The organism is Streptomyces sp. SD15 (assembly GCF_054462255.1).
Genome location: NZ_JBTLMO010000020.1, coordinates 1 through 25462 on the forward strand (window position 1 = coordinate 1; position 25462 = coordinate 25462).

General features: G+C 70.5%; 26 protein-coding genes. 14 read left to right on the forward strand and 12 right to left on the reverse strand.

Annotated features, from left to right (window positions below):
- Positions 1-83 precede the first annotated feature (83 nt).
- Positions 84-944 carry a dihydropteroate synthase gene (folP, locus tag ACX28W_RS20830; protein WP_459000509.1) on the reverse strand — a complete coding sequence of 287 codons (861 nt, stop codon included), beginning with the start codon at positions 942-944 and terminating at the stop codon, positions 84-86.
- Between the two features lie 157 nt (positions 945-1101).
- Between folP and ACX28W_RS20835 the strand changes: the two genes are divergently transcribed.
- Positions 1102-1452, forward strand: a complete 351-nt coding sequence (locus ACX28W_RS20835; protein WP_459000510.1) for a DivIVA domain-containing protein — start codon at positions 1102-1104, stop codon at positions 1450-1452.
- Positions 1449-2027 carry a DNA-3-methyladenine glycosylase I gene (locus ACX28W_RS20840; protein WP_459000512.1) on the forward strand — a complete coding sequence of 193 codons (579 nt, stop codon included), beginning with the start codon at positions 1449-1451 and terminating at the stop codon, positions 2025-2027. The genes ACX28W_RS20835 and ACX28W_RS20840 overlap by 4 nt, the downstream gene beginning before the upstream one ends.
- Positions 2028-2103: 76 nt before the next feature.
- Here ACX28W_RS20840 and chcB read toward each other — a convergent pair whose 3' ends face one another.
- Positions 2104-2907, reverse strand: coding sequence for a 2-cyclohexenylcarbonyl CoA isomerase (gene chcB, locus ACX28W_RS20845; protein WP_459000513.1), 804 nt, complete (start codon positions 2905-2907; stop codon positions 2104-2106).
- A 375-nt stretch (positions 2908-3282) separates the two neighbouring features.
- On the opposite strand from chcB, the gene ACX28W_RS20850 reads away from it, so the two are divergent.
- Entirely contained in the window at positions 3283-3450 is a 168-nt protein-coding gene (locus ACX28W_RS20850) for a DUF3117 domain-containing protein (RefSeq protein WP_003966491.1), read from the forward strand.
- Between the two features lie 132 nt (positions 3451-3582).
- Here the strand turns inward: ACX28W_RS20850 and ACX28W_RS20855 are convergent, their stop codons facing one another.
- Positions 3583-4281: an O-methyltransferase gene (locus tag ACX28W_RS20855; RefSeq protein WP_459000636.1), complete on the reverse strand. Its 699-nt coding sequence runs from the start codon at positions 4279-4281 to the stop codon at positions 3583-3585.
- Between the two features lie 251 nt (positions 4282-4532).
- Between ACX28W_RS20855 and sigE the strand changes: the two genes are divergently transcribed.
- The 5 genes from sigE (at position 4533) to ACX28W_RS20880 (ending at position 9596) form a co-directional block, all read left to right on the forward strand.
- Positions 4533-5231, forward strand: a complete 699-nt coding sequence (sigE, locus tag ACX28W_RS20860; protein ID WP_362070420.1) for an RNA polymerase sigma factor SigE — start codon at positions 4533-4535, stop codon at positions 5229-5231.
- On the forward strand, positions 5228-6205 hold the full coding sequence (locus ACX28W_RS20865; RefSeq protein WP_459000514.1) for an anti-sigma factor family protein: 978 nt from the start codon (positions 5228-5230) through the stop codon (positions 6203-6205). The genes sigE and ACX28W_RS20865 overlap by 4 nt, the downstream gene beginning before the upstream one ends.
- A gap of 138 nt (positions 6206-6343) precedes the next feature.
- Positions 6344-8083, forward strand: a complete 1740-nt coding sequence (locus ACX28W_RS20870) for a S1C family serine protease (RefSeq protein WP_459000515.1) — start codon at positions 6344-6346, stop codon at positions 8081-8083.
- Between the two features lie 192 nt (positions 8084-8275).
- A complete protein-coding gene (locus ACX28W_RS20875) occupies positions 8276-8737 on the forward strand; it encodes a sec-independent translocase (RefSeq protein ID WP_459000516.1) in 462 nt (153 codons plus the stop codon).
- 202 nt (positions 8738-8939) lie between these two features.
- Positions 8940-9596 carry a hypothetical protein gene (locus ACX28W_RS20880; protein WP_459000517.1) on the forward strand — a complete coding sequence of 219 codons (657 nt, stop codon included), beginning with the start codon at positions 8940-8942 and terminating at the stop codon, positions 9594-9596.
- Between the two features lie 141 nt (positions 9597-9737).
- Here ACX28W_RS20880 and ACX28W_RS20885 read toward each other — a convergent pair whose 3' ends face one another.
- Genes ACX28W_RS20885 through ACX28W_RS20895 form a run of 3 tightly spaced genes read right to left on the reverse strand, consistent with a single transcriptional unit; the run spans position 9738 to position 12833 of the window.
- The gene (locus ACX28W_RS20885; RefSeq protein WP_459000518.1) at positions 9738-10871 is read right to left on the reverse strand and encodes an Mrp/NBP35 family ATP-binding protein; all 1134 of its coding nucleotides are present in this window, start codon (positions 10869-10871) and stop codon (positions 9738-9740) included.
- A 44-nt stretch (positions 10872-10915) separates the two neighbouring features.
- Positions 10916-11509: a DUF1003 domain-containing protein gene (locus ACX28W_RS20890; RefSeq protein WP_459000519.1), complete on the reverse strand. Its 594-nt coding sequence runs from the start codon at positions 11507-11509 to the stop codon at positions 10916-10918.
- Complete coding sequence (locus tag ACX28W_RS20895; RefSeq protein ID WP_459000520.1) at positions 11499-12833, reverse strand: magnesium transporter MgtE N-terminal domain-containing protein; 1335 nt, start codon at positions 12831-12833, stop codon at positions 11499-11501. The genes ACX28W_RS20890 and ACX28W_RS20895 overlap by 11 nt, the downstream gene beginning before the upstream one ends.
- A 200-nt stretch (positions 12834-13033) precedes the next feature.
- Here ACX28W_RS20895 and ACX28W_RS20900 point away from each other — a divergent pair, with 200 nt between their 5' ends.
- Positions 13034-13792, forward strand: a complete 759-nt coding sequence (locus ACX28W_RS20900; RefSeq protein ID WP_459000521.1) for a hypothetical protein — start codon at positions 13034-13036, stop codon at positions 13790-13792.
- A gap of 3 nt (positions 13793-13795) precedes the next feature.
- On the opposite strand, the gene ACX28W_RS20905 is transcribed toward ACX28W_RS20900, so the two are convergent.
- A complete protein-coding gene (locus ACX28W_RS20905; protein ID WP_459000522.1) occupies positions 13796-14344 on the reverse strand; it encodes a hypothetical protein in 549 nt (182 codons plus the stop codon).
- 33 nt (positions 14345-14377) lie between these two features.
- Positions 14378-15490 (reverse strand): magnesium and cobalt transport protein CorA, encoded by a 1113-nt coding sequence (locus ACX28W_RS20910; RefSeq protein ID WP_459000523.1) that lies wholly within the window; start codon positions 15488-15490, stop codon positions 14378-14380.
- 534 nt (positions 15491-16024) lie between these two features.
- Here ACX28W_RS20910 and ACX28W_RS20915 point away from each other — a divergent pair.
- A complete protein-coding gene (locus ACX28W_RS20915) occupies positions 16025-16609 on the forward strand; it encodes a suppressor of fused domain protein (protein WP_362070144.1) in 585 nt (194 codons plus the stop codon).
- Positions 16610-16637: 28 nt separating this feature from the next.
- Here ACX28W_RS20915 and ACX28W_RS20920 read toward each other — a convergent pair whose 3' ends face one another.
- Entirely contained in the window at positions 16638-17930 is a 1293-nt protein-coding gene (locus ACX28W_RS20920) for an MFS transporter (RefSeq protein WP_459000524.1), read from the reverse strand.
- Positions 17931-18103: 173 nt separating this feature from the next.
- On the opposite strand from ACX28W_RS20920, the gene ACX28W_RS20925 reads away from it, so the two are divergent.
- From ACX28W_RS20925 to ACX28W_RS20935, 3 genes are all read left to right on the forward strand, one after another.
- Positions 18104-18745 (forward strand): DUF6758 family protein, encoded by a 642-nt coding sequence (locus ACX28W_RS20925; protein ID WP_459000525.1) that lies wholly within the window; start codon positions 18104-18106, stop codon positions 18743-18745.
- Positions 18746-18909: 164 nt separating this feature from the next.
- The gene (locus ACX28W_RS20930) at positions 18910-19767 is read left to right on the forward strand and encodes a PHP domain-containing protein (protein WP_459000526.1); all 858 of its coding nucleotides are present in this window, start codon (positions 18910-18912) and stop codon (positions 19765-19767) included.
- Between the two features lie 125 nt (positions 19768-19892).
- The gene (locus tag ACX28W_RS20935; RefSeq protein WP_459000527.1) at positions 19893-20498 is read left to right on the forward strand and encodes a MarC family protein; all 606 of its coding nucleotides are present in this window, start codon (positions 19893-19895) and stop codon (positions 20496-20498) included.
- A gap of 98 nt (positions 20499-20596) precedes the next feature.
- On the opposite strand, the gene ACX28W_RS20940 is transcribed toward ACX28W_RS20935, so the two are convergent.
- Positions 20597-20749, reverse strand: a complete 153-nt coding sequence (locus tag ACX28W_RS20940) for a hypothetical protein (protein WP_356270542.1) — start codon at positions 20747-20749, stop codon at positions 20597-20599.
- Between the two features lie 226 nt (positions 20750-20975).
- On the opposite strand from ACX28W_RS20940, the gene ACX28W_RS20945 reads away from it, so the two are divergent.
- Positions 20976-21872: an NYN domain-containing protein gene (locus ACX28W_RS20945; protein WP_459000637.1), complete on the forward strand. Its 897-nt coding sequence runs from the start codon at positions 20976-20978 to the stop codon at positions 21870-21872.
- 14 nt (positions 21873-21886) lie between these two features.
- Here ACX28W_RS20945 and ACX28W_RS20950 read toward each other — a convergent pair whose 3' ends face one another.
- Together ACX28W_RS20950 and ACX28W_RS20955 are read right to left on the reverse strand one after the other, a co-directional pair.
- Positions 21887-22780, reverse strand: a complete 894-nt coding sequence (locus tag ACX28W_RS20950) for an alpha/beta fold hydrolase (RefSeq protein ID WP_459000528.1) — start codon at positions 22778-22780, stop codon at positions 21887-21889.
- A 308-nt stretch (positions 22781-23088) separates the two neighbouring features.
- Positions 23089-25446 (reverse strand): DEAD/DEAH box helicase, encoded by a 2358-nt coding sequence (locus ACX28W_RS20955; protein ID WP_459000529.1) that lies wholly within the window; start codon positions 25444-25446, stop codon positions 23089-23091.
- Positions 25447-25462 lie beyond the last annotated feature (16 nt).

The following is a 25462-nucleotide window of genomic DNA, read 5'->3' on the forward strand; positions in this document are numbered from 1 at the left end:
GCCCCCGGGGATGATGGGGGTCCCCCCTGCTCGAGCGAAGTCGAGAGCTTGGGGGAGGGTAGGGGCGGCGGGGGCGAGAACCCCTACGCAAGCCCCCGCCGGGCCACCGCCGGAGGCCGCCACCCCGCGATCGACGCCACCATGTCCAGGACCTGCCGCGTCTCCGCCACCTCGTGCACCCGGTACACCTGCGCCCCCAACCACGCCGAAACGGCCGTCGTCGCCAACGTCCCCACCACCCGTTCCCTCACCGGCTTGTCGAGCGTCTCGCCGACGAAGTCCTTGTTGGAGAGGGAGACGAGCACCGGCCACCCCGTGTCCACCATCTCGCCCAGCCGCCGCGTCGCCTCCAGACTGTGCCGCGTGTTCTTCCCGAAGTCGTGCCCAGGATCGATCAGCACGGACTCCCGCGGCACCCCCAAAGACACCGCCCGCTCGGCCAGCCCGACGGTCACCCGCAGAATGTCGGCCATGACATCGTCGTACGCGATCCGATGTGGACGCGTACGCGGCTGCGACCCCCCGGCATGGGTGCACACGAGCCCCACCCCGTACCGCGCGGCGACCTCCGCGAGCCGCGGATCGACCCCGCCCCACGCGTCGTTGAGCAGATCCGCCCCGACCTCGCAGACCGCCTCCCCGACCTCGTGCCGCCAGGTGTCGACGCTGATGATCACGTCGGGGAAGCGGCGACGCACCTCGGCGACGAAACCGACCGTACGACGCGCCTCCTCCTCGGCCGTGACCTCCTCGCCGGGACCGGCCTTGACCCCGCCGATGTCGATGATGGCGGCACCCTCGGACACCGCCTGCTCCACGCGGGCGAGCGCGGGCTCGTCGCGGAAGGTGGCTCCCTGGTCGTAGAAGGAGTCCGGGGTCCGGTTCACGATCGCCATGATCACCGGCTCGTGCGGGTCGAATTCCCGCCTGCCCAGCCTGAGCATCCCCTATGACCTCTCCCAGTAAGTCCGCCGATAAGCCGCCTGCGACCTTAACTGTCAGACTCGCATGGCACGATCGGACCCTGACACTTTCAGTTTCAGTTTCAGTACTTCCGCGCCGACGCGCCCGCGTCGGCACCAGAGCGTGGGGACCTCAGCGATGTTCATGTTCTTGTTCCTGGTCGTCGCGCTCGCCGTCGTGGTCGCCGCGGTGACACTGTCCGTGGTGGGCGGCGGCGAGAGCGCGCCCCTGCCCGAGGCGACGCCCGAGCGGCTGGACGATCCGCTGCCCGCGGACCGTCCGGTCAACCGTGCGGACGTGGAGGCACTGCGCTTCCCGCTGGCCGCCCGCGGCTACCGCATGGCGGACGTGGACGACGCCCTCGGCCGCCTCGGCGCCGAGATCGCCGAGCGGGACGCCAGGATCGCCGACCTGGTGGCCGCGCTCGAAGGCGCCCGAGCCACCGCCGCCACCTCGCTGCGGAAGTCGGACGAGGGAGAGCGGGAGTGAGCGACGCGCTCGCCGGGCCCGACGGAGCCCTGCGCTGCCCCTGGGCGTTGTCGACCGAGGACTACATCTCGTACCACGACGAGGAGTGGGGCCGCCCGGTCCACGGCGACGACGCGCTGTACGAGCGTCTCTGCCTGGAGGCCTTCCAATCGGGACTGTCCTGGATCACCATCCTGCGCCGCCGACCGGGTTTCCGGGCCGCGTTCGCCGACTTCGAGATCGCCAAGGTCGCGACCTTCACGGACGCCGACCAGGAGCGCCTGCTGGGCGACGCGGGCATCATCCGCAACCGCGCGAAGATCGACGCGACCATCGCCAACGCGCGCGTGCTGGCCGACTGGGCGCCGGGGGAGCTGGACGAGCTGATCTGGTCCTTCGCCCCCGCCCCGGCCACCCGCCCGGCCCCGAAGAAGCTGTCCGACGTGCCGGCGGTCACCGACGAGTCGACCGCACTCTCCAAGACCCTCAAAAAGCGCGGCATCCGCTTCGTCGGCCCGACCACGGCATACGCCTTGATGCAGGCGTGCGGTCTCGTCAACGACCACCTGGCGGATTGCGCCGCGCGCGGTCTTTAGGGGCGCGGGGCTGTGACCTTGCGCGGCTCCGCCGCGTGGGCGCGACCAGCCCCCGCCCGCCCGTCCCTGCGAACCGTCACCGCCCCAAATACTTCGGCTTCTCCTTCTCGACGAACGCCCGCACGGCGATCGTGTGATCCTCAGAGGCACCCGCCCGCGCCTGCAACTCGTCCTCCTTCTCCAAGGTCTCGTCCAGGGAGTGGGACATCCCGTAGGCGAGGGACTCCTTCAGCGCGGCGTACGCGACGGTCGGCCCCGCGGCCAGCCCGCGAGCCAGCTTCACCGCCTCCGCGGCCAGCTCCGCCGAGGGAACCACCCGGTTCGCGATCCCCAGCTCGTACGCCTCCTGCGCGCCGATGCTGCGCGGAAAGAGCAGCAGGTCGGCGGCCCGGCTGGGGCCGACAACGCGCGGCAGCGTCCAGGAGATCCCGGAGTCCGCGGTCAGCGCGACTCCGGCGAACGACGTGTTGAAGGCGGCGGTGTCGGCGACGATCCGATAGTCCGCGGCGAGCGCGAAGCCGAACCCGGCCCCGGCCGCGACGCCGTTCACCGCGGCCACCACCGGCTTCGCGGCGCCGGTCAGGGCGCGCACGATCGGGTTGTAGTGCTCGCGGACGGTGCTCATCGTGTGCCCCGACCCCGACTCCTTGTCGGCGGCCAGCAGCCCGATGTGCTCCTTCAGGTCCTGGCCGACGCAGAACGCCCGGTCACCGGCGGCGGTGAGCAGGATCGCCCGTACGCCGTCGTCCGCCGCGGCCTGCTGCACCGCGTCCCGGAAGGCGACCTTGGTCTCGATGTTCATCGCGTTCATCGCCTCGGGACGATTCAGCGTGATCGTCGCGAGTCCGTCGCTCACCTCGTAGAGCACGGTGTCGGCCATGGTGGGTCCCCTCCGGTGTCGCGGCTCCGTCGTACCCGTCGGTACGTCCTGCGTCCGAGGACAGCATGCAGGACAGCATGGCGGAGATCACGGTCCGGGGTGCGGACAGGACATGTGACCTCAGTCAAAGAATTCCGAGCCGTGGAAGTCCATGCGGCGGCGCAGTATCGCAGTCACAACGCCGAATTGAGTGGTTTTGCTCAAGCGCGTTGCGCAAGCGATGCCGACTGATGTTGGTCATCGGGTCCTGAGATGCGGGATAATGGCTAGGAAGCAATGTGTTCGATGCCGGTGACGCCTGTCCTATGAGAGGACGTGCGTGCCCTCCAAGGGGCCGTCGGCGACGATGAGCTGGTTTCAGGAAGGGGAACGAGCATGGCGGCCATGAAGCCGCGGACGGGCGATGGCCCGCTCGAGGTGACCAAGGAGGGGCGGGGCATCGTCATGCGCGTTCCGCTCGAAGGCGGCGGTCGGCTCGTCGTCGAGTTGACCCCTGACGAGGCCGACGCGCTCGGCGACGCCCTCAAGAAGGTCGTCGGCTGACGCGGCAGCGACCCTACCTTTTCAGCTGCCCCGGCATCGTAATCGGTGCCGGGGCAGCGGTGTATCAGAGGTGCTTCGTCGACGTATCCCCTGGCATGGGTGCAGGTCAGGTGTGTACGGGAGAGTTGCGGGTCAGCGTTTGACCGCGCACAGCAAACCGTCGCCCACCGGCAGCAGCGAGGGCACCAGGTCCTGGCTCTCGCGCACCGCGCGCAGCAGTTCGCGCAGTCGGCCGACCTCCGCGGGCTGCGGTCCCGAGTCCACCGTGCGGCCGTCCGCGAAGACGCCCTCGAAGACGATGAGCCCGCCCGGGCGCAGTAGGCGCAACGATTCAGCGAAATAGTCCAGGCACTCGAGGCGGTCGCCGTCGCAGAAGACGAGGTCGTATCCGGAGTCCGCGAGGCGGGGCAGTACGTCCAGTGCGCGACCGGGGATGAAGCGCGCGCGGTTGCTGGCGAAGCCGGCCGCGCGGAAGGCCTGGCGGGCGAACTGCTGGCGGTCCGGCTCCGAGTCCACGGTGGTCAGTACCCCGTCCGGCCGCATGCCGTGCAGCAGATGAATTCCGGAGACACCGGTCCCGGTACCGATCTCCGCGACCGCTTTCGCGTCCACGGTGGCGGCGAGCAACCGCAGCGCGGCGCCCGTGCCGGGCGACACCGGGCGCAGCCCTGCCTCGCGGGCCCGGTCGCGGGCCCAGCGCAGCGCCTCGTCCTCGGCGACAAAGGCGTCGGAGAACGCCCAGCTCGTCTGCCGGTTGCCGGTAATGACCCTCTCCTGTCCCCGTGGTTGCCTGGGCGTGACTGTATCCGTTGGTGCCGGGAACCCGCAGATGGGACCGGGCGTTTAGAGGGGTGGGGAATCAGAGCGGGGGGAAGCGGATGAATCAGGACGTACAGCGGGACACGGAGCAGGACATGGAGCGGGGCGCCGGGCACGTGCTGACGCTGCCATATGAGCGCGTATCAAATTCTCGTAAAACCGCTTATCCGGAGCTAACGGGCGAGGTGGCTATGGTAGGGGCTCCACTGGACACCACCAGAGCCGATAGGGGAGGTGCGGCTGCGCCTGTGGATCGAGGACGGGTGCTGCGGCGCCTGCTCAGATCAGCGGGTGAGCCGAAATCCGTGACCGACATCGCTGACAAGTTCCATGCTGCCCCCGCGCAGACCGCGACGTTTTCCACCGACGCGGAGTCGCAGGCGTGGACTCCGCCCACCTGGGAGGAGATCGTCAGCACGCACAGCGGCCGTGTCTACCGGCTCGCCTACCGCCTGACGGGTAACCAGCACGACGCCGAGGACCTCACACAGGAAGTCTTCGTCCGCGTCTTCCGCTCCCTGTCCACCTACACGCCCGGCACCTTCGAGGGCTGGCTGCACCGCATCACCACGAATCTCTTCCTGGACATGGTGCGCCGCAAGCAGCGCATCCGCTTCGACGCCCTCGGTGACGACGCGGCCGAGCGCCTGCCCAGCCGTGAGCCGTCCCCGCAGCAGGTCTTCAACGACGCGCACTTCGACGCGGACGTCCAGCAGGCGCTGGACACCCTCGCGCCCGAGTTCCGCGCCGCCGTGGTCCTCTGCGACATCGAGGGACTCTCGTACGAGGAGATCGCCGCGACCCTGGGCGTCAAGCTCGGTACGGTCCGCAGCCGGATCCACCGTGGCCGATCGCAGCTGCGCAAGGCCCTCGCGCACCGGTCCCCCGAGGCCCGCGCCGAGCGCCGCGGGTTCTCGATGCCGCGTGTGCCCGCGCTGGGAGGAGGGGGCGCGACCGCGTGAGTGGATCACGGCCCAACTCCCCGGAGCGGCATGTCGCCGACCAGCACCTTGGGGACCGACTCTCCGCCCTCGTGGACGGAGAGCTCGGTCATGAGTCGCGTGAGCGCGTCCTGGCCCACCTCGCCACCTGTGCGAAGTGCAAGGCCGAGGCGGACGCCCAGCGCCGACTGAAGAACGTGTTCGCGGAAGTCGCCCCTCCGCCTCCATCCGAGAGCTTCCTGGCCCGTCTCCAGGGACTTCCCGGGGGAGGTGACTTCGACGGCGGTGGTGGCTCACCGCTCGGCAGGGGAGGATTCGGCGGCGGACTTGCCCCCGGAAGCGGCGTGAGCGGACTCTTCGGAGCGCACGGCGAGCCCTTCGGGTACGTTCCCGCGGGGCCGCACGCCGACGTGCTGCCCCCCTCCGCCGGGCGCGGCTTCCGCATCCATGACGTCAGCCGTCACGAGGCGGAGCGATCGGCCTCGCGCGGGCTGCGTTTCGCCGCCGCCGCCGCCGGCGCGGTGTCGCTGGCCGCGGTCGCCCTCGGTGGAGTGGCGACCGGGGGATCGGGCGACACCACGGACGCGCGCGGCGGCTCCGGTGGAACCAATGTGACACCGGCGCGTACGCCAGGATCAGGCGCCGCGACGGCTCCCGAGTCACAGCGCCGGCGCGCCGTCGGGCCGCTGTTCGCCCAGGAGCAGCGCGCGCTCGGCGAGGCTCCCGTGGCACCCACCGAGGTGTCCGCACCCCTGCTGCCCGGAGTCCCCGCTCCGATGTCCCAGGGGCAGGAAGCCATGCACACGCTGACGGCACCCGTGGTGGCCGGCGCTGCCGCGATGTCCCCGCTCATACGTCCGCTCACCGAGGCCCAGCCGGTCGTGCTGACCTCCTGGTCGACGGCACCGGAGGTCATCACCCCGGGCCTGCTCGCCGCCCCCGCCCCCGCCCCGTCCCCTTCCGCCCCGTCCCCCTCCTCCCGTACGGCCCGCTGACCCGCCCTCTGCGCTGCGGCCCTGGAACCTGGTTGAATCCAGGGTGGGCCGCGTCCGCCGGAGGGATTTCCGGACGCGGAGTCGACAATCTGCGGTGACCGTCGGCTGGTTGTGCCGCGGGCCAGGTGTGGGGAGAGCATGGACGAGGGGAAGCCCACGAAGGCGAAGTGGTGGAGTCGGCCCCGACCGCCGGTCCCTCCTGGGGATGCCGGGGTGGGCGCCTTCGGGGGTGACTTCGAGCTGGAGCCTCCCCTGACGAGCGTCTCGGGTGGGTCCGACACGGGCACCGGTACTGACACCAACGGTCACGGTGACGGTGACTTCGAGCGGGAGCGGCCCGCTCCCGCTCACCACGGCAGTGCGCCGAGCGCCGCCAGGGACGCGGTCCCCTCCGACGCGGTCCCCTCCGACGGCGCTCCGGCCGACCGTCCGCGGCCCCTGTACGCCCCCGACCCCTACAGCACCCCGCCGTACGGCGGGCCGGGCCCCTGGGCGCCCGCCCCGCCGGTCCAGCACCCGGCGGCCACACCGGCGCACGGCACGCCCGCCCCGGCGGCCCCCTCCGCGCCCGGCGTGCCCGTCCCGGCCGGAACCCCGGCGCGCGGCGCCTTCATGCCCCCAGGCCCGCCCACAGCCCCGTACGCGGGCACCTCCCACCTCACCCCCGCCCCCACTCCTGCCCCCTGGCAGAACTACGACCCGTGGGCCGCCGCCCCCGGCCCTCTCCAGCAGAACGGCGCGGCCGTCGAGAGCACGACCCAGCGGCGCATACGGGCGAAGAAGGCGCTGGTCCTCGGGGCCGTGCTGCTCGCTCTCGGCTCCGGGGGCGTCGGCGGCGCCGTGGGGGCGTATCTGGAGCGCGAGGGCGGGACGGCCGACGTCGAGCTGCCGCAGGCCGGCAAGGAGGCGCCCGGGCGGGCCGCGGACAGCGTGGCCGGGATAGCCGCCCGCGCGCTGCCCAGCGTCGTCACCCTGCATGTGCGCGGCGCCGACGAGGAGGGCACCGGCACCGGGTTCGTGCTCGACACCCGGGGGCACATCCTCACCAACAACCACGTGGTCGAGCCGGCCGGCAGCAGCGGCGGGATAACGGTCACGTTCAGCGGCGGCGAGACTGCCAAGGCCACGGTCGTCGGACAGGACAGCGGGTACGACCTCGCCGTGGTCAAGGTCTCCGGGGTCGGCGGGCTCGCCCCCATGCCGCTGGGCAACTCCGACAACGTCCAGGTGGGCGACCCCGTCGTCGCCATCGGCGCCCCGTTCGACCTCGCGAACACCGTCACCTCCGGCATCATCAGCGCCAAGGAGCGGCCCATCACGGCGGGCGGCGAGACGGGCGACGCGAGCGACATCTCGTACGTCGACGCCCTGCAGACCGACGCGCCCATCAACCCCGGCAACTCCGGCGGCCCGCTCCTCGACTCCCAGGCCCGCGTCATCGGCATCAACAGCGCCATCCGCTCCGCCGACAGCGGCACCGGCCTGCAGGGAGGTCAGGCCGGTTCCATCGGGCTCGGCTTCGCCATCCCGGTCAACCAGGCCAAGCGCGTGGCCGAGGAGCTGATCAACACCGGCAGGGCGACCCACCCCGTGATCGGTGTCACGCTCGACATGGACTACACGGGTGACGGCGCCCGGGTCGGGACGGAGGGCGACGGCGACAGCGCGCCGGTCACTGCGGGCGGCCCCGGCGCCAAGGCGGGCATCAAGGCGGGCGACGTCATCACCGAGGTCGACGGCCGACGTGTGCACTCCGGCGAGGAGCTGATCGTGAAGACCCGCGCACACCGACCCGGCGACCGGCTCGAGCTGACCCTTCGACGGGGTGGCGCGGAGAAGAAGGTCACCCTGGTCCTCGGCTCCGCCGACGGCAACTGACATGAACTTCACAGGAGAGGCTTCGAACCCCGTCCTGAGCGGTAAACATCGCGGAAAACCCGCCGTGTACACGAACCAGGAAGCGGCGGGACAGTTCCGGACGGACGGGATCGACGGGTACCGTGGACCCGGCCCGGACCACGGAAGAACCGCCGAGGGCCCGAGGACCGAGGACATCGCAAGGAGCTTCAGGTGTTCAATGACATAGGACCGCTCGAGCTGGTGACGCTCGTTGTCCTTGCTGTGCTCGTCTTCGGCCCGGACAAGCTCCCGAAGGTGATCCAGGACGTCACGCGCACCATCCGCAAGATCCGCGAGTTCTCGGACAGCGCCAAGGCGGACATCCGTGACGAACTCGGCCCGGAGTTCAAGGACTTCGAGTTCGAGGACCTCAACCCCAAGACGTTCATCCGCAAGCAGCTGGACAATGACGAGCTGGGGCTCAAGGAGATCCGCAACGGCTTCAACCTGAAGAAGGAGATGGCCGAGGTCACGGACGCCGTCCACGGCCGTGACTCCGAGTCGTCCGGCTCCGGCTCCACTTCCGGTTCCACGGGTTCGGCCGACGGGTCCGTCGACATGAGCAAGAAGCCCGACATGACCAAGAAGCCCGACCCGGACGAGCGCCCGCCCTTCGACGCGGACGCCACCTGAGCCGTAGCGCGCCTGAAAACGCGCACGTCACCTGTGCTGCCGTACACGGCCTGAAAGCGACGCGTGCGCGCCCCGCGAGCCGGGGCATTCCCTGCTGCTCGGAGCGGTGTGGCTATGCTGCCCAGTTGTTGTGCGGACTGCTGAGGACGCCCGAGGGGGGCGGGCCGCCCGGTCCGACGAGAACGAGGAGGCGTCCGGCCAGATGGAGACGACAAGTCGGGTAGGCGCGCAGGCGTCGGCAGCGGAGGACGGACAACCCGTCCCCTCCGCACGGCGTGCGGTCGACGGTTACCTGCTGGCGCCCTTCCCGTGGTACGGCCTCGACGAGGCCTTCACGGGGCCGCGCTGGCTGATGCAGGTGGGCACCTCGGCGGACGACGCCGTCGAGCACGGTTCGATCGGGCACGGCGAAGAGCCCTCGGTGCGCGGTGAGTCGACGGAGGACAAGGAGCGCTTCGCGGTCGTGGTGACCGTCGCGGCCAGCCCCGACCGCCGCAGCGCGGACGGTACGGGTCTGCTGGAGGCCACCTCGGTGTCCTCCGCGGCCTGGCTCGCGGGGGTGGGGCTGCTGTCCTTCACCTGGCCGGGCCAGATGGACCACACCCTGCGGGACGACTGGCTGGACCAGCAGACCGAGACGGCGTGGGTCCTCGCGGACGACCTCGACGGGCCCGACTGGTCCTCGCTGTCCCTGCCCGTGGACGGCGTCCCCACGCCCTTCCACTACCGCGAGTCCGAGTTCGGCTGGGTTCTCGCGGGCTCCACCCAGGAGGGCGTCCACGTGGGTGCGTACGGCAGGGGCATGAGTGCGTACGGGTTGGGCTTCGCCATGATCAAGGACATCTCGGCGTACGCGTGACGCTCCGCCGGCGGAGTACGGGAACTGCGGACCGTTCGTGAGTGCGGGGCCGTCGTGGCGGGTCGTGCCCACGCGGCGGAGCCGCATACATGGCACGGCCCCGCGCCCCTTGCGGGGCGCCCCCACGTCGTACGGGAACCTCTAGAACTTGTTCCTCGGGGTGATGCCCAGCGACATGCCCGACAGGCCTCGCTGGCGGCCGCCCAGCTTGCCGGCGATGGCGCGCAGGGCCGAGCCCGCGGGGGACTCGGGGTCGGTCAGGACGACCGGCTTGCCCTCGTCGCCGCCTTCGCGCAGACGGACATCGATCGGGATGGAGCCGAGGACGGGGACCGTGGCGCCGGTCGTGCGGGTGAGGCCGTCCGCGACCGACTGGCCGCCGCCGGTGCCGAAGACGTCGACCATCTCGCCGCAGTGCGGGCAGGGCAGGCCCGCCATGTTCTCGACCACGCCGACGATCTTCTGGTGGGTCTGGACGGCGATGGAGCCCGCGCGCTCGGCGACCTCGGCCGCCGCCTGCTGCGGGGTCGTGACCACGAGGATCTCCGCGTTCGGGACGAGCTGCGCGACCGAGATCGCGATGTCGCCCGTGCCCGGCGGGAGGTCGAGGAGCAGCACATCCAGATCGCCCCAGTACACGTCCGCCAGGAACTGCTGGAGAGCGCGGTGGAGCATCGGGCCGCGCCAGACGACGGGCGCGTTGCCCGGGGTGAACATGCCGATGGAGATGACCTTCACGCCGTTCGCCGACGGCGGCATGATCATGTTCTCGACCTGGGTGGGGCGGCCGTCCGCGCCGAGCATCCGGGGTACCGAGTGGCCGTAGATGTCCGCGTCGACCACGCCGACCTTGAGGCCGTCGGCCGCCATCGCCGCCGCCAGGTTCACCGTCACCGAGGACTTGCCGACGCCGCCCTTGCCGGAGGCGACCGCGTACACGCGCGTCAGCGAGCCCGGCTTGGCGAAGGGGACCTCGCGCTCGGCCTGGCCGCCACGCAGCGCGCTCGCCAGCTCGCGGCGCTGCTCGTCGCTCATCACGTCCAGGGTCACGTCGACGCGCGTGACCCCCTCGACCGCCGAGACCGCCTCCGTCACGTTCTTTGTGATGGTCTCGCGCATCGGGCAGCCGGAGACGGTCAGATACACGGTGACCGCGACCGCACCATCCGCACCGATCTCCACCGATTTGACCATCCCCAGCTCGGTGATGGGTCGCTGGATCTCGGGGTCGTTCACCGTCGCCAGTGCTTCGCGCACCGCGTCTTCCGTAGCCATAGAGACGATGGTACGGCGCCCGGCGGGGGACCCGGAAAGCCCCGTCACCGGTCGTCTACGTCACGTCCGTGAGGGCGTTCTGTCGGGACTGTCGGGAATACGACCTGGCCGTCGCGGTGGTGTTCCTCCAGCTCCCTGATCAGGTCCTGGAGTTCGGAGCGGATCCAGTCGCGGGTGGCGACCTCGCCGAGGCCCACGCGCAGGGTGGCGATCTCGCGGGTGAGGTACTCGGTGTCCGCGATCGACCGCTCGTTCTGCTTGCGGTCCTGTTCGAGGTTGACCCGGTCGCGGTCGGCCTGGCGGTTCTGCGCGAGCAGGATCAGCGGGGCGGCGTACGAGGCCTGCAGCGACAGCATCAGGGTCAGGAAGATGAACGGGTAGTCATCGAAGCGCAGGGCGGGGGGCGCGCTGACGTTCCACACGACCCACAGGATGACGGTGACCGTCATCCAGACGAGGAACCGCCCGGTGCCGAGGAAGCGGGCGATCCGCTCCGACAGCCGTCCGAAGGCCTCCGGATCCCACTCGGGCACCAGCCGGCGGCGCGGCGACATCGGCTGGTCGAGCCGGGCGCGGGGCCGGGTGGCGGCGGTCGCCCCGCTGGCGGTCCGCTCGCGGCTCTCGCGGTCAGGCGCCATCGGCTCCCCCTTCCCCGGCTTCCCCTGCTTGTCTTTCTTCTCCCTCTTTCGCCTTGTGTTCTTCGGTCTCGTCCAGATCGAACTCCGTCTCGCGCCAGTCCTCGGGCAGCATGTGGTCCAGTACGTCGTCCACGGTCACCGCGCCGAGCAGTGAGCCGCTCTCGTCGACGACGGGCGCCGCCACCATGTCGTACGTGGCGAAAAAGCCCGCGACGACGGGCAGCGCCGCGTCCGGGGCGAGGGGCTGCAGATCGTCGTCCAGGATCGAGCTGACCAGGGTGTACGGCGGGTCGCGCAGCAGCCGCTGGAAGTGCGCCGTGCCGAGGTACTTGCCGGTCGGCGTCTCGTCCGGTGGGCGGCACACGTACACCTGGGCGGCGAGTGCGGGGGACAGGTCGGCGTTGCGGACCCGGGCGAGCGCTTCGGCGACCGTGGCATCGGGCCGCAGCACGATGGGCTCGGTCGTCATCAGACCGCCGGCGGTCCGCTCCTCGTACGCCATCAGCCGCCGTACGTCCGCCGCCTCGTCGGGCCGCATCAGCGTCAGCAGCCGCTCCACGTCCTCCTCGGGCAGTTCGGCGAGCAGGTCGGCCGCGTCGTCCGGGTCCATCGCTTCCAGGACATCGGCGGCGCGCTCCTCCTTGAGCTTGCCGAGGATCTCGATCTGGTCGTCCTCGGGGAGCTGTTCGAGGACGTCGGCGAGGCGGTCGTCGTCCAGTGCGGCCGCCACCTCCCCGCGCCGTTTCGGGGACAGGTGGTGCAGGACGTTGGCGAGGTCGGCCGGGCGCAGCTGCTCGAAGGTGGCGAGCAGGCTCTCGGCGCCCTGTCCGTGCTCCTCCAGGGAGAATCCGGTGACCGCGGACCACTCGACGGTCAGCGTCTCGCCCTTGGCGCGCCGGAAGGCCCCGCTGCGGCCCTTGCGCACGAAGACCCGGTCGATCTCCCACTCCCGCCGGGCCGGGAGCTGCTGGATGGCCACATCGAGCACGGTCACCTCCTCGTCCGTCTCGACGAGCCGTACGCGCCGGTCGAGCAGTTCGCCGAACACGAGCCGCTCGGTGGGCCGTTGTTCGAAGCGGCGCACGTTCAGGACGCCGGTGGTGATCACCTGACCGGACTCGATGCCGATCACGCGGGTCATGGGCAGGAAGATGAGCCGCCGCGTGGACAGTTCGACGACCAGGCCCAGCAGCCGGGGTGGGCGCCGTCGGACGCGCAGCATGGCGACCAGGTCCCGCACCCGGCCCACTTGGTCGCCGTTCGGGGCGAAGACGGCGACGCCGGCGAGGTGCGAGACGAAGATCCGGGGGGCGCCTGCGACCATACCCGCGCCTCCTTCTGCCCGTATCTCTCCGTGCGCGCCTTTGGTTCCGATCTGTCCGCTCGGGTGGGCTTCAGGCTAGCCCGTCCCGGTCGGATACGCCCTGGTGAGCGGTCCGGACGGACTGGCTCCGCCGGGGGCCGGCGGCACCGGTACGCTGCCGTACGCCGTTGAGGACACCCGTATGAGAGGCAGCCCCACCTGTGTCTGCAATTCCCCAGCGCCGTACCCGCAGGGCCGTACTGGTGAGCGCGGTATGCGCACTGGTCGTCACCGGGACGGGGCTCACGGGGTGCAGTAGTGAGGATCCGGACGCGGGGACGAACGGGGTGGGCAAGCTGTCCGCCACCGAGATCCAGGCGAAGACACGGAAGGCGGCCACGTCCGCGGAGACGGTACGGCTCGCCGGATCCGTGGTGTCGAACGAACGTACGTACAAGCTCGACATGCGTCTGAAGTCGGACGGCGGCACCGGGTCGGTCACCTCGGAGGGGGCGACCTTCAAACTCCTTCGCGTCGGCGAGCACCTCTTCCTCAAGGCCGACGCGGAGTTCTGGAACCACGAGGACGGCGAGGGCGGTGCCACGTCGGCGGACACCGCGGCCGCCGAAAAGCTCGAGGGCATGTACGTCAAGGTCCCGAGCGGCGACCCCGCCTACAAGCGCTTCATCAGCTTCACCGACAAGGACGTCCTGCTCGACGGTCTCCTCACCCTGCACGGCACCCTCGCCACGGACGGCCGCAACGAGCTGTCCGGCGTCCGCACCATCCGCATCACCGGCGAGGAGGGCGCGGGCGGCACCCTGGACGTCTCCCTGGAGGGAAACCCGTACCCCCTGCTCCTGGTCCGCGCGGGCGACGCCGGCACCCTCCGCCTCACCGACTGGGGCAAGGACTTCGCCCTCGAGGAACCTGCGCAGGACGAGACCGTGGACTACGGCCAGCAGCTGCCGACGTCGTAGCCGCTACCGGCGGCGCCCCCGCCTCTTGAAGAGAAGGCGGGGGACGGACGCCGGGATCGGTTGCCGGGTCGTCGCCGGAGTCGGGAGGGGTGCGGCGGCGAGGGAGCCGTCCGGCAGAGGCAGCGTGCCGGCCTGCGGCTCGAGGCGGAGCACCCGGCACTCGCGCGCCCAGCGGGCCGGCATCGCCTCGCTGTCGGGCGCGTTCAGGCGCTTGCCCTTGAGCTCGGCGACGGCCGCCTCCCAGGCGGGGGAGCCGGGCGTGAGTTCCACCACCTTCGCGGTCCACGCGACCAGGCGCCCGCCCTTGTCCTTGCTGCGCACGGTGACGACCGCGGCGCCCCCGTCGACGAGCCCGGGCAGCGGCTGCTCGCCGGGCCCGTCGCCGACCAGGCAGGCCGCGCCGTCGTGCCACACGTGCCACAGGGCACGGGTGGGTGCGTCGGAGCCGACGACTCCGTGCGCCTGCACGCCGCTGCCGCCCCGCACCCAGATCAGCCCGGACTTCTTCGTGGCTTCCTCGACGAGGGCCCGGTCGAGCAGCTGTTCCGTCATGGGGCCAGCCTATCCAGGTGCCCCATGAGGGCCTCAGAGCCAGCCGTTGCGCTTGAGCATCCGGTGGATCGAGAAACAGATGCCGACCGTGACGCCGAGCACCAGCGGGTAGCCGAACTTCCAGCGCAGCTCGGGCATGTAGTCGAAGTTCATGCCGTACACGCCACACACCATCGTCGGTACGGCGATGATCGCGGCCCAGGACGTGATCTTGCGCATGTCCTCGTTCTGTGCGACGGACGCCTGCGCGAGGTTGGCCTGGAGGATCGAGTTGAGCAGCTCGTCGAAACCGAGGACCTGCTCCTGGACCCGGGCGAGGTGGTCGGCGACATCCCGGAAGTACTTCTGGATGTCCGGGTCGATCAGCCGCATCGGCCGCTCGCTCAGCAACTGCATCGGGCGCAGCAGCGGCGAGACCGCCCGCTTGAACTCCAGCACCTCACGCTTGAGTTGGTAGATGCGGCCCGCGTCCGTGCCCCGAGGCGAGCCTTTGCGCCCCGGCGAGAACACCTCGGTCTCCACCTCGTCGATGTCGTCCTGCACGGCGTCCGCGACCGCGATGTACCCGTCGACGACGTGGTCGGCGATGGCGTGCAGCACGGCGGAGGGACCCTTGGCGAGCAGCTCGGGATCGTCCTGCAACCGGTGCCGCAGCCCTCGCAGCGAGCCGTGCCCGCCGTGCCGCACGGTGATGAAGAAGTCCCGCCCGGTGAAGCACATGACCTCGCCGGCCTCGACCACCTCGCTGGTGGCGGTCAGTTCGTCGTGCTCGACGTAGTGGATGGTCTTGAAGACGGTGAAGAGGGAGTCGTCATAGCGCTCCAGCTTGGGCCGCTGGTGGGCCTGGACGGCGTCCTCGACGGCCAGCGGGTGCAGTCCGAACGCGCCCGCGATACCGGCGAATTCGGCCTCGGTGGGCTCGTGCAGACCGATCCACACGAAGCCGCCGTCGCGGTGCACCAGGCTCTTCGCCTGGTGCGGGGTGAGCGGCCCGGGGGTCTGGACGCGGGCCCCGTCGCGGTAGATGGCGCAGTCGACCACGGCGGAGGGGGTACCGGGGGCGCGAGTGGCGTCGTACGAGCCACTTTCCTTGCGCAGCGAGGGGCGGGGGCGGACCGCGGCACGGAGGTCACGGATCATCGACATGGCAGGCTCCTTCTCGCAACGGAGGCGCCGACGACGGTTGAAACTACCCGGAATGGGGACGTCCTTAACTGCGGATGTTTGGCACGTCCACAAAGCGGGGAGCACCGCACCGTCGCGGTGGCAGCTTCGCTACTGATTCAGATCAGACAGATCAGACGGATCAGGCGGAAACGAAGCGCTCTTCCGTGGTGCACCAGGGCAACGCTGACACTATGCACACGTTCGCAGGAAGCGGCAGCTAGGAGAAGTGCGGGACCAGCTACAGAATTCAGCGACCGGAAGAGCGGGTAGTACTGCACGGTCGACTTCGGTCCATTGCAGCCCCACCTCCTCCGGTCGGTCCCCCGTGAGGGACGATCCATCCCCCCGTGGGGGGAGTCTGTCTCCCCCTGTGGAGGAGTCAGTCAGTCTCAGTGCGTCGGAGCTCGAGAGCGACGCTTCTGCGTGCTGCCCCGACCAGCGGCCAAGACTATCAGCGCACTGATGCGTCAAGTCGCTGCTATGCCCGTTACTGACGAGTTCTATGCTCGGATCATGGCTGATGTTCTTCCTCTGGTCGAGGCCCGGTTGCGTTCTGCGCTGGGCGAACCCGACGCGCGGGCCGCGGTTACCTTCCTCGGCACCGACCGCATCGAAGTGTTGCGCTTCACAGAGGGTGACCTGGTCCGCTACGCCACCCTCGGCATGTCCGCCCAGCCGATGGCGGACCCCACGGCGGTCCTCGCCGACCCGGTGAAGGGGCCGCGCGCGGAGCTGGTCCTCTCGGTCCGCGTGGGCGGTGCCGAGACCGACAAGGTGCTCCGCCCGCTCGCGGTGCTCGCCGCTTCCCCGCAGGTCGAAGGGCTGATCGTGGCCCCCGGCGCCTCCCTGGACGTGGGCGAACCGCTGTGGCCGGGGGCGCCGTTCAGCTCCGTCCTGGTCGCGGAGTCCGGCGGCCTGGTCGAGGACCTGGAGCTGGACGCGCCCGCCGATCCCGTACGTTTCCTGCCCCTGCTCCCGATGACGCCCAACGAGGCGGCGTGGAAGCGCGTGCACGGTGCCGGCGCTCTCCAGGAGCGCTGGCTGAACAGCGGGACGGACCTGCGCGATCCACTGCGCAGGTCCGTCCCGCTGGACTGAGGCAGGATCATTTCCGGGCCGAAATCCGTCAGTTGGCGAAAACGGTCACACCGTCCTCGGTGGAGTGCCGTGGCTGAAGCTCCTCGGCCATGGGGGTGCCCCCTGCTCGAACGGAGTTGAGAGCTTGGGGGAGTGTGAGCGCGTTGCGTCGTACGAGGACGACCACGGCGCCGAGTATCGCGGTGACCGCCGCGACCACGAACGGGATGTGAATGTTGCTCCACTCCTCGATCTTCGGCGCGAAGAAGGGCGCCGCCGCGGCCGCGAACCACCGCACGAAGTTGTAGCCCGCGCTCGCCACCGGGCGCGGCGTGTCCGACACCCCGAGCGCCAGCTCCGTGTAGACCGTGTTGTTCACGCCGATGAAAGCGCCGGACAGGATCGTGCAGACGACGGCGGTGGTGTGGTCGCCGTATCCGAGCACGAGCACGTCGGCGGCGAGCAGCACCAGTGAGCCGCCCAGTACCCTCAGCGAACCGAACCGGGCCTGCATGCGCGGCGCCACGAGCACCGAGAAGACGGCCAGCAGCACACCCCAGCAGAAGAAGACCGCGCCCGACTTGTACGGGGTCATGTTCAGCACGAACGGCGTGAAGGCCAGCACGGTGAAGAACGTGTAGTTGTAGAAGAACGACGAGACGGCCGCCGAGGCGAGACCACCGTGCCCGAGCGCCTTGATCGGGTCGAGCAGCGAGGTCTTCCGCGCGGGCTTCGGCTGCTCCTTCAGGAACGTCGTGATGCACAGGAAGCCGACCGCCATCAGGAACGCGGTGCCGAAGAACGGGTAACGCCAGCTGGCGTTGCCGAGCAGGGCGCCGAGCAGCGGCCCGCACGCCATGCCGAGGCCGAGCGCGGACTCGTACAGCAGGATGGCGGCGGCGCTTCCGCCGGCCGCGGCGCCGACGATCACGGCGAGGGCCGTGGACACGAACAGGGCGTTGCCCAGGCCCCAGCCCGCCCGGAATCCGACGAGTTCGCCGACCGAACCGGATGTGCCCGCGAGCCCGGCGAAGACCACGACGAGCGCGAGGCCGAGGAGCAGGGTCTTGCGGCCGCCGATGCGGCTGGAGACGAAACCGGTCACCAGCATCGCGACGGCGGTGATCAGGAAGTACGAGGTGAAGAGCAGCGAGACCTGGCTGGCGGTGGCGTCCAGGCCCTGGGCGATGGAGGGCAGGATCGGGTCGACGAGCCCGATGCCCATGAAGGCGACGACGGAAGCCCCGGCGGTCGCCCAGACGGCCTTCGGCTGACGCAGGATGCTGCCCGCACCGGCGTCGAATGTGTCCCCTTCGGTGGGGCCTCCCATGCTGTTGACCATGTTCACTCCTCGACTGTGTACCCAGGGGCACCGAGAGATCGTTGTCTTATACACACAATACGTTAGGTCGGCTAATTAATGCAAGGTACATCTAGTTTCGGCGGGTGACCGGCACGCTCCGGACGGGTGATCGTCCTTGACGCGGCGAAAGACTGGGAGGAGCGTGGGGCCCTATGAGGGGCGAACCCAGTTGCCCGAAGTGTGGTGGCCGGGTCAGGGCTCCCGGTCTCTTTGCCGACTATTGGCAGTGCGATGTCCACGGGACCGTGCATCCGCTGCAGCCCGTGATCCCGCCCAGCGTCGAGGCCCTCGGTGTCGTGGTGCACCGTGCCCAGGTGCCGGTGTGGATGCCGTGGCCGCTGCCGGTCGGCTGGCTGTTCACCGGAGCGGCCTTCGCCGGCGACGACCGCAGCGGCGGGCGTGCTACCGCCGTGGCCTGCTCGGGTCCGGGGCCGCTCGGCGGCGTAGGGGAGCTGATCCTCGTCGCCGAGGAGCTCGGTGTCGGCCTCGGCGCGCGGTATGCGGGCATGGACGGACCCGACCCGGGGCCGTACATGAGCGTCGAGAAACCGCCCCAGGCGAAGGTTTGCGCGGCCGGCCGCCCGACCCCGCTGTGGCATGTGGCGGGCGCCCCCGACGACCGCGCGGTCTTCGCGGGCGAGGCCCTCGGACTGTGGCTGTGGGCCGTGGTGTGGCCCGAGCAGTCGGGGCTGCTGATGTACGACGAACTGGTGCTGACGGATCTACGGGACGCGGGGGCCGAGGTGGATCTGTTGCCTTGTGGGGCGCTGTCGCCGCGGATCTTGGAACCGTAGCGCTCCGCCGAGTCGCGTCCGTATGCCGCGGCCCGGCGTTGCGCGTGGGCGCTCACAGGAGCCTCGTAGGGGGCGCTCGCGGGATACGGGTGTGACAGGGGGTGCTGGATTCCCGTTATCCTTGAGCGTCACCTCCCGTACCGTCACTGCCTGGAGTCCGCGTAGTGCGCATCGATCTGCACACCCACTCCGCCGCCTCCGACGGTACGGACACTCCTGCCGAGCTTGTGCGCAACGCTGCCGCCGCCGGTCTGGACGTCGTCGCGCTGACCGATCACGACACCACCCGCGGATACGCGGAGGCCGTCGCGGCGCTCCCCGAGGGGCTCACCCTCGTCACCGGCGCCGAGCTCTCCTGCCGCCTCGACGGCATCAGCATGCACATGCTGGCGTACCTCTTCGACCCCGCGGAGCCCGAGCTGCTCGCCGAGTGCGAACTGGTGCGGGACGACCGGGTGCCGCGCGCCAGGAGCATGGTGGCCAAGCTTCAGGAACTGGGCGTGCCGGTCACCTGGGAGCAGGTCGCGCGCATCGCGGGCGAGGGATCCGTGGGGCGGCCGCACGTCGCCTCCGCCCTGGTCGAGCTGGGTGTCGTGGACAGCGTCTCCGACGCCTTCACCCCGGACTGGCTGGCCGACGGCGGCCGGGCGTACGTCCCCAAGCACGAGACCGACCCCTTCGAGGCGATCCGGCTGGTCAAGGCCGCGGGCGGCGTGACCGTCTTCGCGCACCCGGCCGCCGTCAAGCGGGGTCGGACCGTGCCGGAGTCCGCGATGGCCGAGCTCGCCGCGGCGGGCCTCGACGGCATCGAGGTGGACCACATGGACCACGACCCGGCGACCCGGGCGCGGCTGCGCGGGCTCGCGGCCGACCTGGGGCTGCTCGCCACGGGGTCCAGCGACTACCACGGCAGCCGCAAGACGTGCGTGCTCGGGGAGTTCACGACCGATCCCGAGGTGTACGGGGAGATCACCCGGCGGGCCACCGGGGCGTTTCCGGTGCCGGGGACCGGCGGAGCCTGACCCTTACGGTTCCCCTCCCGACCTGACCTGTCGTCCAGGTGAGGTCTGTTCACGGGCGCTCGGCGTTTGTCGGTTCGCCCACCTTCCCCGCGTTCCCCGCTCCGCTCTCTCGCAAGGCTTCACCCATGTTCGACGTCGCCGTCTTCGGCTCCCTCTTCCTCACCCTCTTCGTGATCATGGATCCCCCGGGGATCACCCCGATCTTCCTCGCGCTCACCTCGGGACGCCCCGCCAAGGTGCAGAAGCGGATGGCCTTCCAGGCCGTCTGCGTGGCCGGCGGAGTGATCGTCGTCTTCGGCCTGCTCGGGCACCAGATCCTCGACTACCTGCACGTGTCCGTGCCCGCGCTGATGATCGCGGGCGGGCTGCTGCTCCTGCTGATCGCCCTGGACCTGCTGACCGGCAAGACGGACGAGCCGAAGCAGACCAAGGACGTCAACGTCGCCCTCGTACCGCTCGGCATGCCGCTGCTCGCCGGCCCCGGTGCGATCGTCTCCGTGATCCTCGCGGTGCAGAAGGCCGACACCGTCGCCACGCAGGTGTCCGTGTGGACCGCGATCCTCGCCATCCATGTCGTGCTGTGGCTGGTCATGCGCTACTCGCTGCTGATCATCCGCGTCATCAAGGACGGTGGTGTCGTGCTGGTGACTCGGCTCGCGGGCATGATGCTCTCGGCGATCGCGGTGCAGCAGATCATCAACGGGGTTACTCAGGTCATCAAGGCGAGCTGAGCTGGTCATCAAGGCGAGCTGATCGCCCCGTGCATACGCAAAGCCCCGTACGGCATCCGTGCCGTACGGGGCTTTGAAGTCTGCCAGGCGTCCGCGCGTTATGAGGCGGACGAGTCGGCCGGGCGGATCCAGAGTCGCTGCCCGATGGCGGCGGCCTGCTGAACGATCCGGTTGACGGAGGCGGCGTCCACAACGGTGCTGTCCACGGCCGTGCCGTCGACGTCGTCGAGTCGCATGATTTCGAAGCGCAAGGGCTTCTCCCTTCGTCTGGTCATCCTCCTGAGGAGAACTACTCGTGAGTGGAGCGCGAGGCGACTGTGTCCCCGCTTCCATACGTATTCAACGGGGTGCGTGTTACAAACATTCCCTACGCTAAGGAAATTTTTCGAGAAGCTAATTATCATCCGGTAAGAAGCGGGAAGGAGACTGAATGGGACCAGTTGTGTTCGCAGCGTGACCACCGGGACAATGGAGGTGATGAACGACGACCTCGCGGCGCTCGGCGCCCGCATCGACCGCACGAACGAGCTGCTCCAGCGCATGCTCGCCGAGGTGGCGAAGACGCCCTCGACCCATGCGATCTTCGTCGACGCCGGATACCTGTACGCGGCCGCGGGGCGGCTCGCCACCGGGACCGAGGACCGCCGCGCCTTCGACCTCGACGCCGAAGGCCTCATCGAAGCGCTGATCGACAAGGCCCGCACGATCTTCGCCGACAGCAGGCTGCTGCGGGTGTACTGGTACGACGGCGCGCGCCGTCGCATCCACACGGCGGAACAGCAGTCGATCGCCGAGTTGCCGGACGTGAAGGTGCGGTTGGGCAACCTGAACGCCAACAACCAACAAAAGGGCGTCGATTCGCTGATCCGCAGCGACCTGGAGTCCCTCGCCCGGCACCGCGCCATCAGCGACGCCGCGTTGCTCGGCGGCGACGAGGACCTGGTGTCGGCGGTCGAGGCGGCGCAGGGGTACGGCGCGCGGGTCCACCTCTGGGGCATCGAGGCGCCCGAGGGCCGCAACCAGGCCGAGCCGCTGCTGTGGGAGGTCGACAGCCAGCGCACATTCGACCTCGACTTCTTCAAGCCGTACGTGTCCCGGCGGTCCGTCACCACCTACGACGCGACGGCGGCGAGCCGGCCCACGCGCGAGGACGTACGGTTCGTGGGCGCCCAGATCGCCGCGAAGTGGCTGGCCGCCCGGGGCCGTGAGTCGCTGGTGGACCTGTTGCCCGGCCATCCGTATCTGCCCGGTTCGGTCGACCAGGACCTGCTGGTCGAGGCCGAGGGTATGTTGCAGTACTCCCTGCGGGGGCAGGCGGATCTGCGCCGCGCGCTCAGGGACGGCTTCTGGGGGCACCTGCAGGCGCAGTACTAGGTACTGGTCAGGCACTAGGTACTGGTCGGCCGGGCGCCGTCCGTGCGGTCCCAGAACGTTGCCAGGGCCTGCGCCGTCTGCTCCGGCCGGTCCGTGTTCGGGGAGTGCTCGGCTCCTCGTACGACCGTGCGCATGGCCTTGAGACGTACAGCCATGTCGTCCAGGAGAGGTAGCGGCCAGGTGTCGTCGCGCGCGCCGGAGAGGACGTGCTTCGGCAGGCGTACGGCGGCCAGTTCGGCGACGCGGTCGGGCTCGGTGCACAGCTGACGGCCCGTCGCGATCAGCTGGGCGGGTTTGGTGCCCAGCCAGCGGCGCCGCAGGTCTTCGCGCTCGTCGAGCCCCGAGTCCAAGCCACCCGTTTCGGTGTCCTCCGGCGGTTCCATCGCCTGGATCGCCTCCCACACCTGGGCCATGCCCATCACGGTGAGCGCGTCACGGAGCAGTTTGACGCGCTGTTGCTGAGGGACGGAGATCTGGGCGGGGCCCGAGGACATGAGGGTGAGTGAGACGAAGGGGGTCGGGTCGAGGAGGACGGCGGCGCGGGCGATCTGGCCGCCCAGAGAGTGCCCGACCAGGTGCACGGGCGTGCCGACGGCCTGCGCCTGTGCGAGTACGTCGCGCGCCAACTCGTCCTGTGCGTAAGCCGTTTCGTCGTGCTCGGGCCCGTCGCTCTCGAACTGGCCACGCCCGTCCACGGCGACGGTCCGGTACCCGCTCGCCGCCAAGGGCTGGTGCAGTGCGATGAAGTCTTCCTTGCTCCCGGTGAAACCCGGCAGCAGCAGTGCGGTGCCCTTCGGCTGCGCTTGCGGCGCCGACGGTGCGTCGAGTACGGCGAACTCGCCGCGGGTGGTGGGGAGACGGTAGGCACGGACGCCGGCCGGCGGGGCGAAGGAGGGGGGCCTGCTCATGCCCCGAGGCTATCGGGCCGCGTAGGGGCTCGCGCTACGGGTGTGGGTTTGGGGGGTGGGGTCCTGGACGGCGGACGGGCTGAAATCTTTAGCCCGTCCGGCGTTTGAGGACGAGCCCTTCGGGCGATGGCCGGGGTTTGGGGGCGGCAGCCCCCAAGGATGATGCGGGTCCCCTCTGCTCGAGCGAAGCCGAGAGCTTGGGGGAGGGTAGGGGCGGCGGGGGCGAGAAACCGCCTTGCCGCCGGGTGCGGCAGGAACGCCGATGGCCCGGCCCCACACGAGGTGGGACCGGGCCATCGGACTGAGGATCAGCTCTCCGTGGGCTCCGCGGCAGCCACGGCCTTGCGCGTCCGGCGTCGCGGCTTGGCGTCGGCTTCCTCGGCGGCTGTCTGGGCCGGGATTTCGGCGTCGACGGTCGCAGTGGTGGCCTTGCGGGTGCGGCGGCGGGGCTTGGCCTCGGTGGCTTCGGCGGTGTCCACGGCTGCTTCGGCGGCAGCGGTGGTGGCCTTGGCGCGGGTGCGGCGGGGCTTGGTCTCCGTCGCTTCCGGTGTCGCCTCGGGCGTGGCCACCGCGGCCTTGCGGGTGCGGCGCGGCTTGGTCTCGGCGACCTCGGTGACGGCTTCGGCCGTGTCGACCACGGCCTCGGCGGCCTTGCGCGTCCGGCGTCGCGGCTTGGCGTCGGCTTCCTCGGCGGCTGTCTGGGCCGGGATTTCGGCGTCGACGGTCGCAGTGGTGGCCTTGCGGGTGCGGCGGCGGGGCTTGGCCTCGGTGGCTTCGGCGGTGTCCACGGCTGCTTCGGCGGCAGCGGTGGTGGTGGCCTTGGCGCGGGTGCGGCGGGGCTTGGTCTCCGTCGCTTCCGGTGTCGCTTCCGATGTCGCCTCGGGCGTGGCCACCGCGGCCTTGCGGGTGCGGCGCGGCTTGGTCTCGGCGACCTCGGTGACGGCTTCGGCCGTGTCGACCACGGCCTCGGCAGCCTTGCGCGTCCGGCGTCGCGGCTGCGGCGGAGCTGGTGCCTCCGTGACGTCCTCGACGACAGCCTCGGCGACGGTGGCCACGGTCTCGACCGTGGCCTCCGCCGTCTTGCGGGTACGGCGGCGGCGCGGCTTCGCAGCCGCCTCCACCGTCTCTGCCGCCTCTGCCGGATCCGTGCCCTCGGCCGTGGCGACGGCACTCTCGGCGGCCTCGGTCGCCGACGGCTCGACCACTGCGGCCGCCACGGGCTCCGAAGACGCCCCGACGCGCGTACGGCGACGACGGCGCGGAGTACGGGGCTCGGTGGCCTCTCCGGACGCGGGCTCCGTCGTTGCCTCCGGAGTCGACGTCGCGGGAGTCGACGTCGCGGACGTCTCCTCCAGCGATGCGCCGTTGCGCGTACGACGACGGCGACGCGGCGTGCGCGCCGGACGCTCACGCTCAGGCTCGGCGGACGGTGCCGAGGAACGGCCACCCCGACCGCGCGGACCACCACGGCCGCCGGTCTCGCCGAGATCCTCGACCGCCTCGGCCGCGAGCCCGGCGCGGGTGCGCTCGGAACGCGGCAGGACACCCTTGGTGCCGGCCGGGATGCTCAGCTCCTCGAAGAGGTGCGGAGAGGTGGAGTACGTCTCCGGCGGGTCGTTGAAGTTGAGCTCCAACGCCTTGTTGATCAGCTGCCAGCGCGGGATGTCGTCCCAGTCGACGAGCGTGATCGCGATGCCCTTGGCGCCCGCGCGGCCCGTACGGCCGATGCGGTGCAGGTACGTCTTCTCGTCCTCGGGGGACTGGTAGTTGATGACGTGCGTGACGCCTTCGACGTCGATGCCGCGGGCGGCCACGTCGGTGCAGACGAGGACGTCGACCTTGCCGTTGCGGAAGGCGCGCAGCGCCTGCTCGCGGGCACCCTGGCCGAGGTCGCCGTGGACCGCGCCGGAGGCGAAGCCGCGCTGCTGGAGCTGGTCGGCGAGGTCGGCCGCCGTGCGCTTCGTACGGCAGAAGACCATGGCCAGTCCCCGGCCGTCGGCCTGCAGTATGCGCGCGACCAGCTCGGGCTTGTCCATGTTGTGGGCGCGGTAGATGTGCTGCGAGGTGTTCGCGACCGTCGCGCCCTCGTCGTCCGGCGCGGTGGCGCGGATGTGCGTGGGCTGCGACATGTAGCGGCGTGCGAGACCGATGACGGCGCCCGGCATGGTCGCCGAGAACAGCATCGTCTGGCGGCGGGCCGGCAGCATGTTCATGATCTTCTCGACGTCGGGCAGGAAGCCCAGGTCGAGCATCTCGTCGGCCTCGTCGAGGACGAGCGCCTTGATGTGCTTGAGGTTGAGCTTCTTCTGGCCCGCGAGGTCCAGCAGCCGCCCGGGGGTGCCGACGATGACGTCGACGCCCTTCTTGAGGGCCTCGACCTGGGGCTCGTACGCTCGGCCGCCGTAGATGGCGAGAACGCGTACGTTGCGGACCTTGCCCGCGGTCAGCAGGTCGTTCGTCACCTGGGTGCACAGCTCGCGCGTCGGGACGACGACGAGGGCCTGCGGGGCGTCGGTGAGCTGCTCGGGCTGTGCCCGGCCCGCCTCGACGTCCGCGGGGACGGTGACGCGCTCGAGGAGCGGGAGGCCGAAGCCCAGCGTCTTGCCGGTGCCGGTCTTGGCCTGGCCGATGACGTCGCTGCCCGAAAGGGCGACGGGGAGCGTCATCTCCTGGATGGGGAAG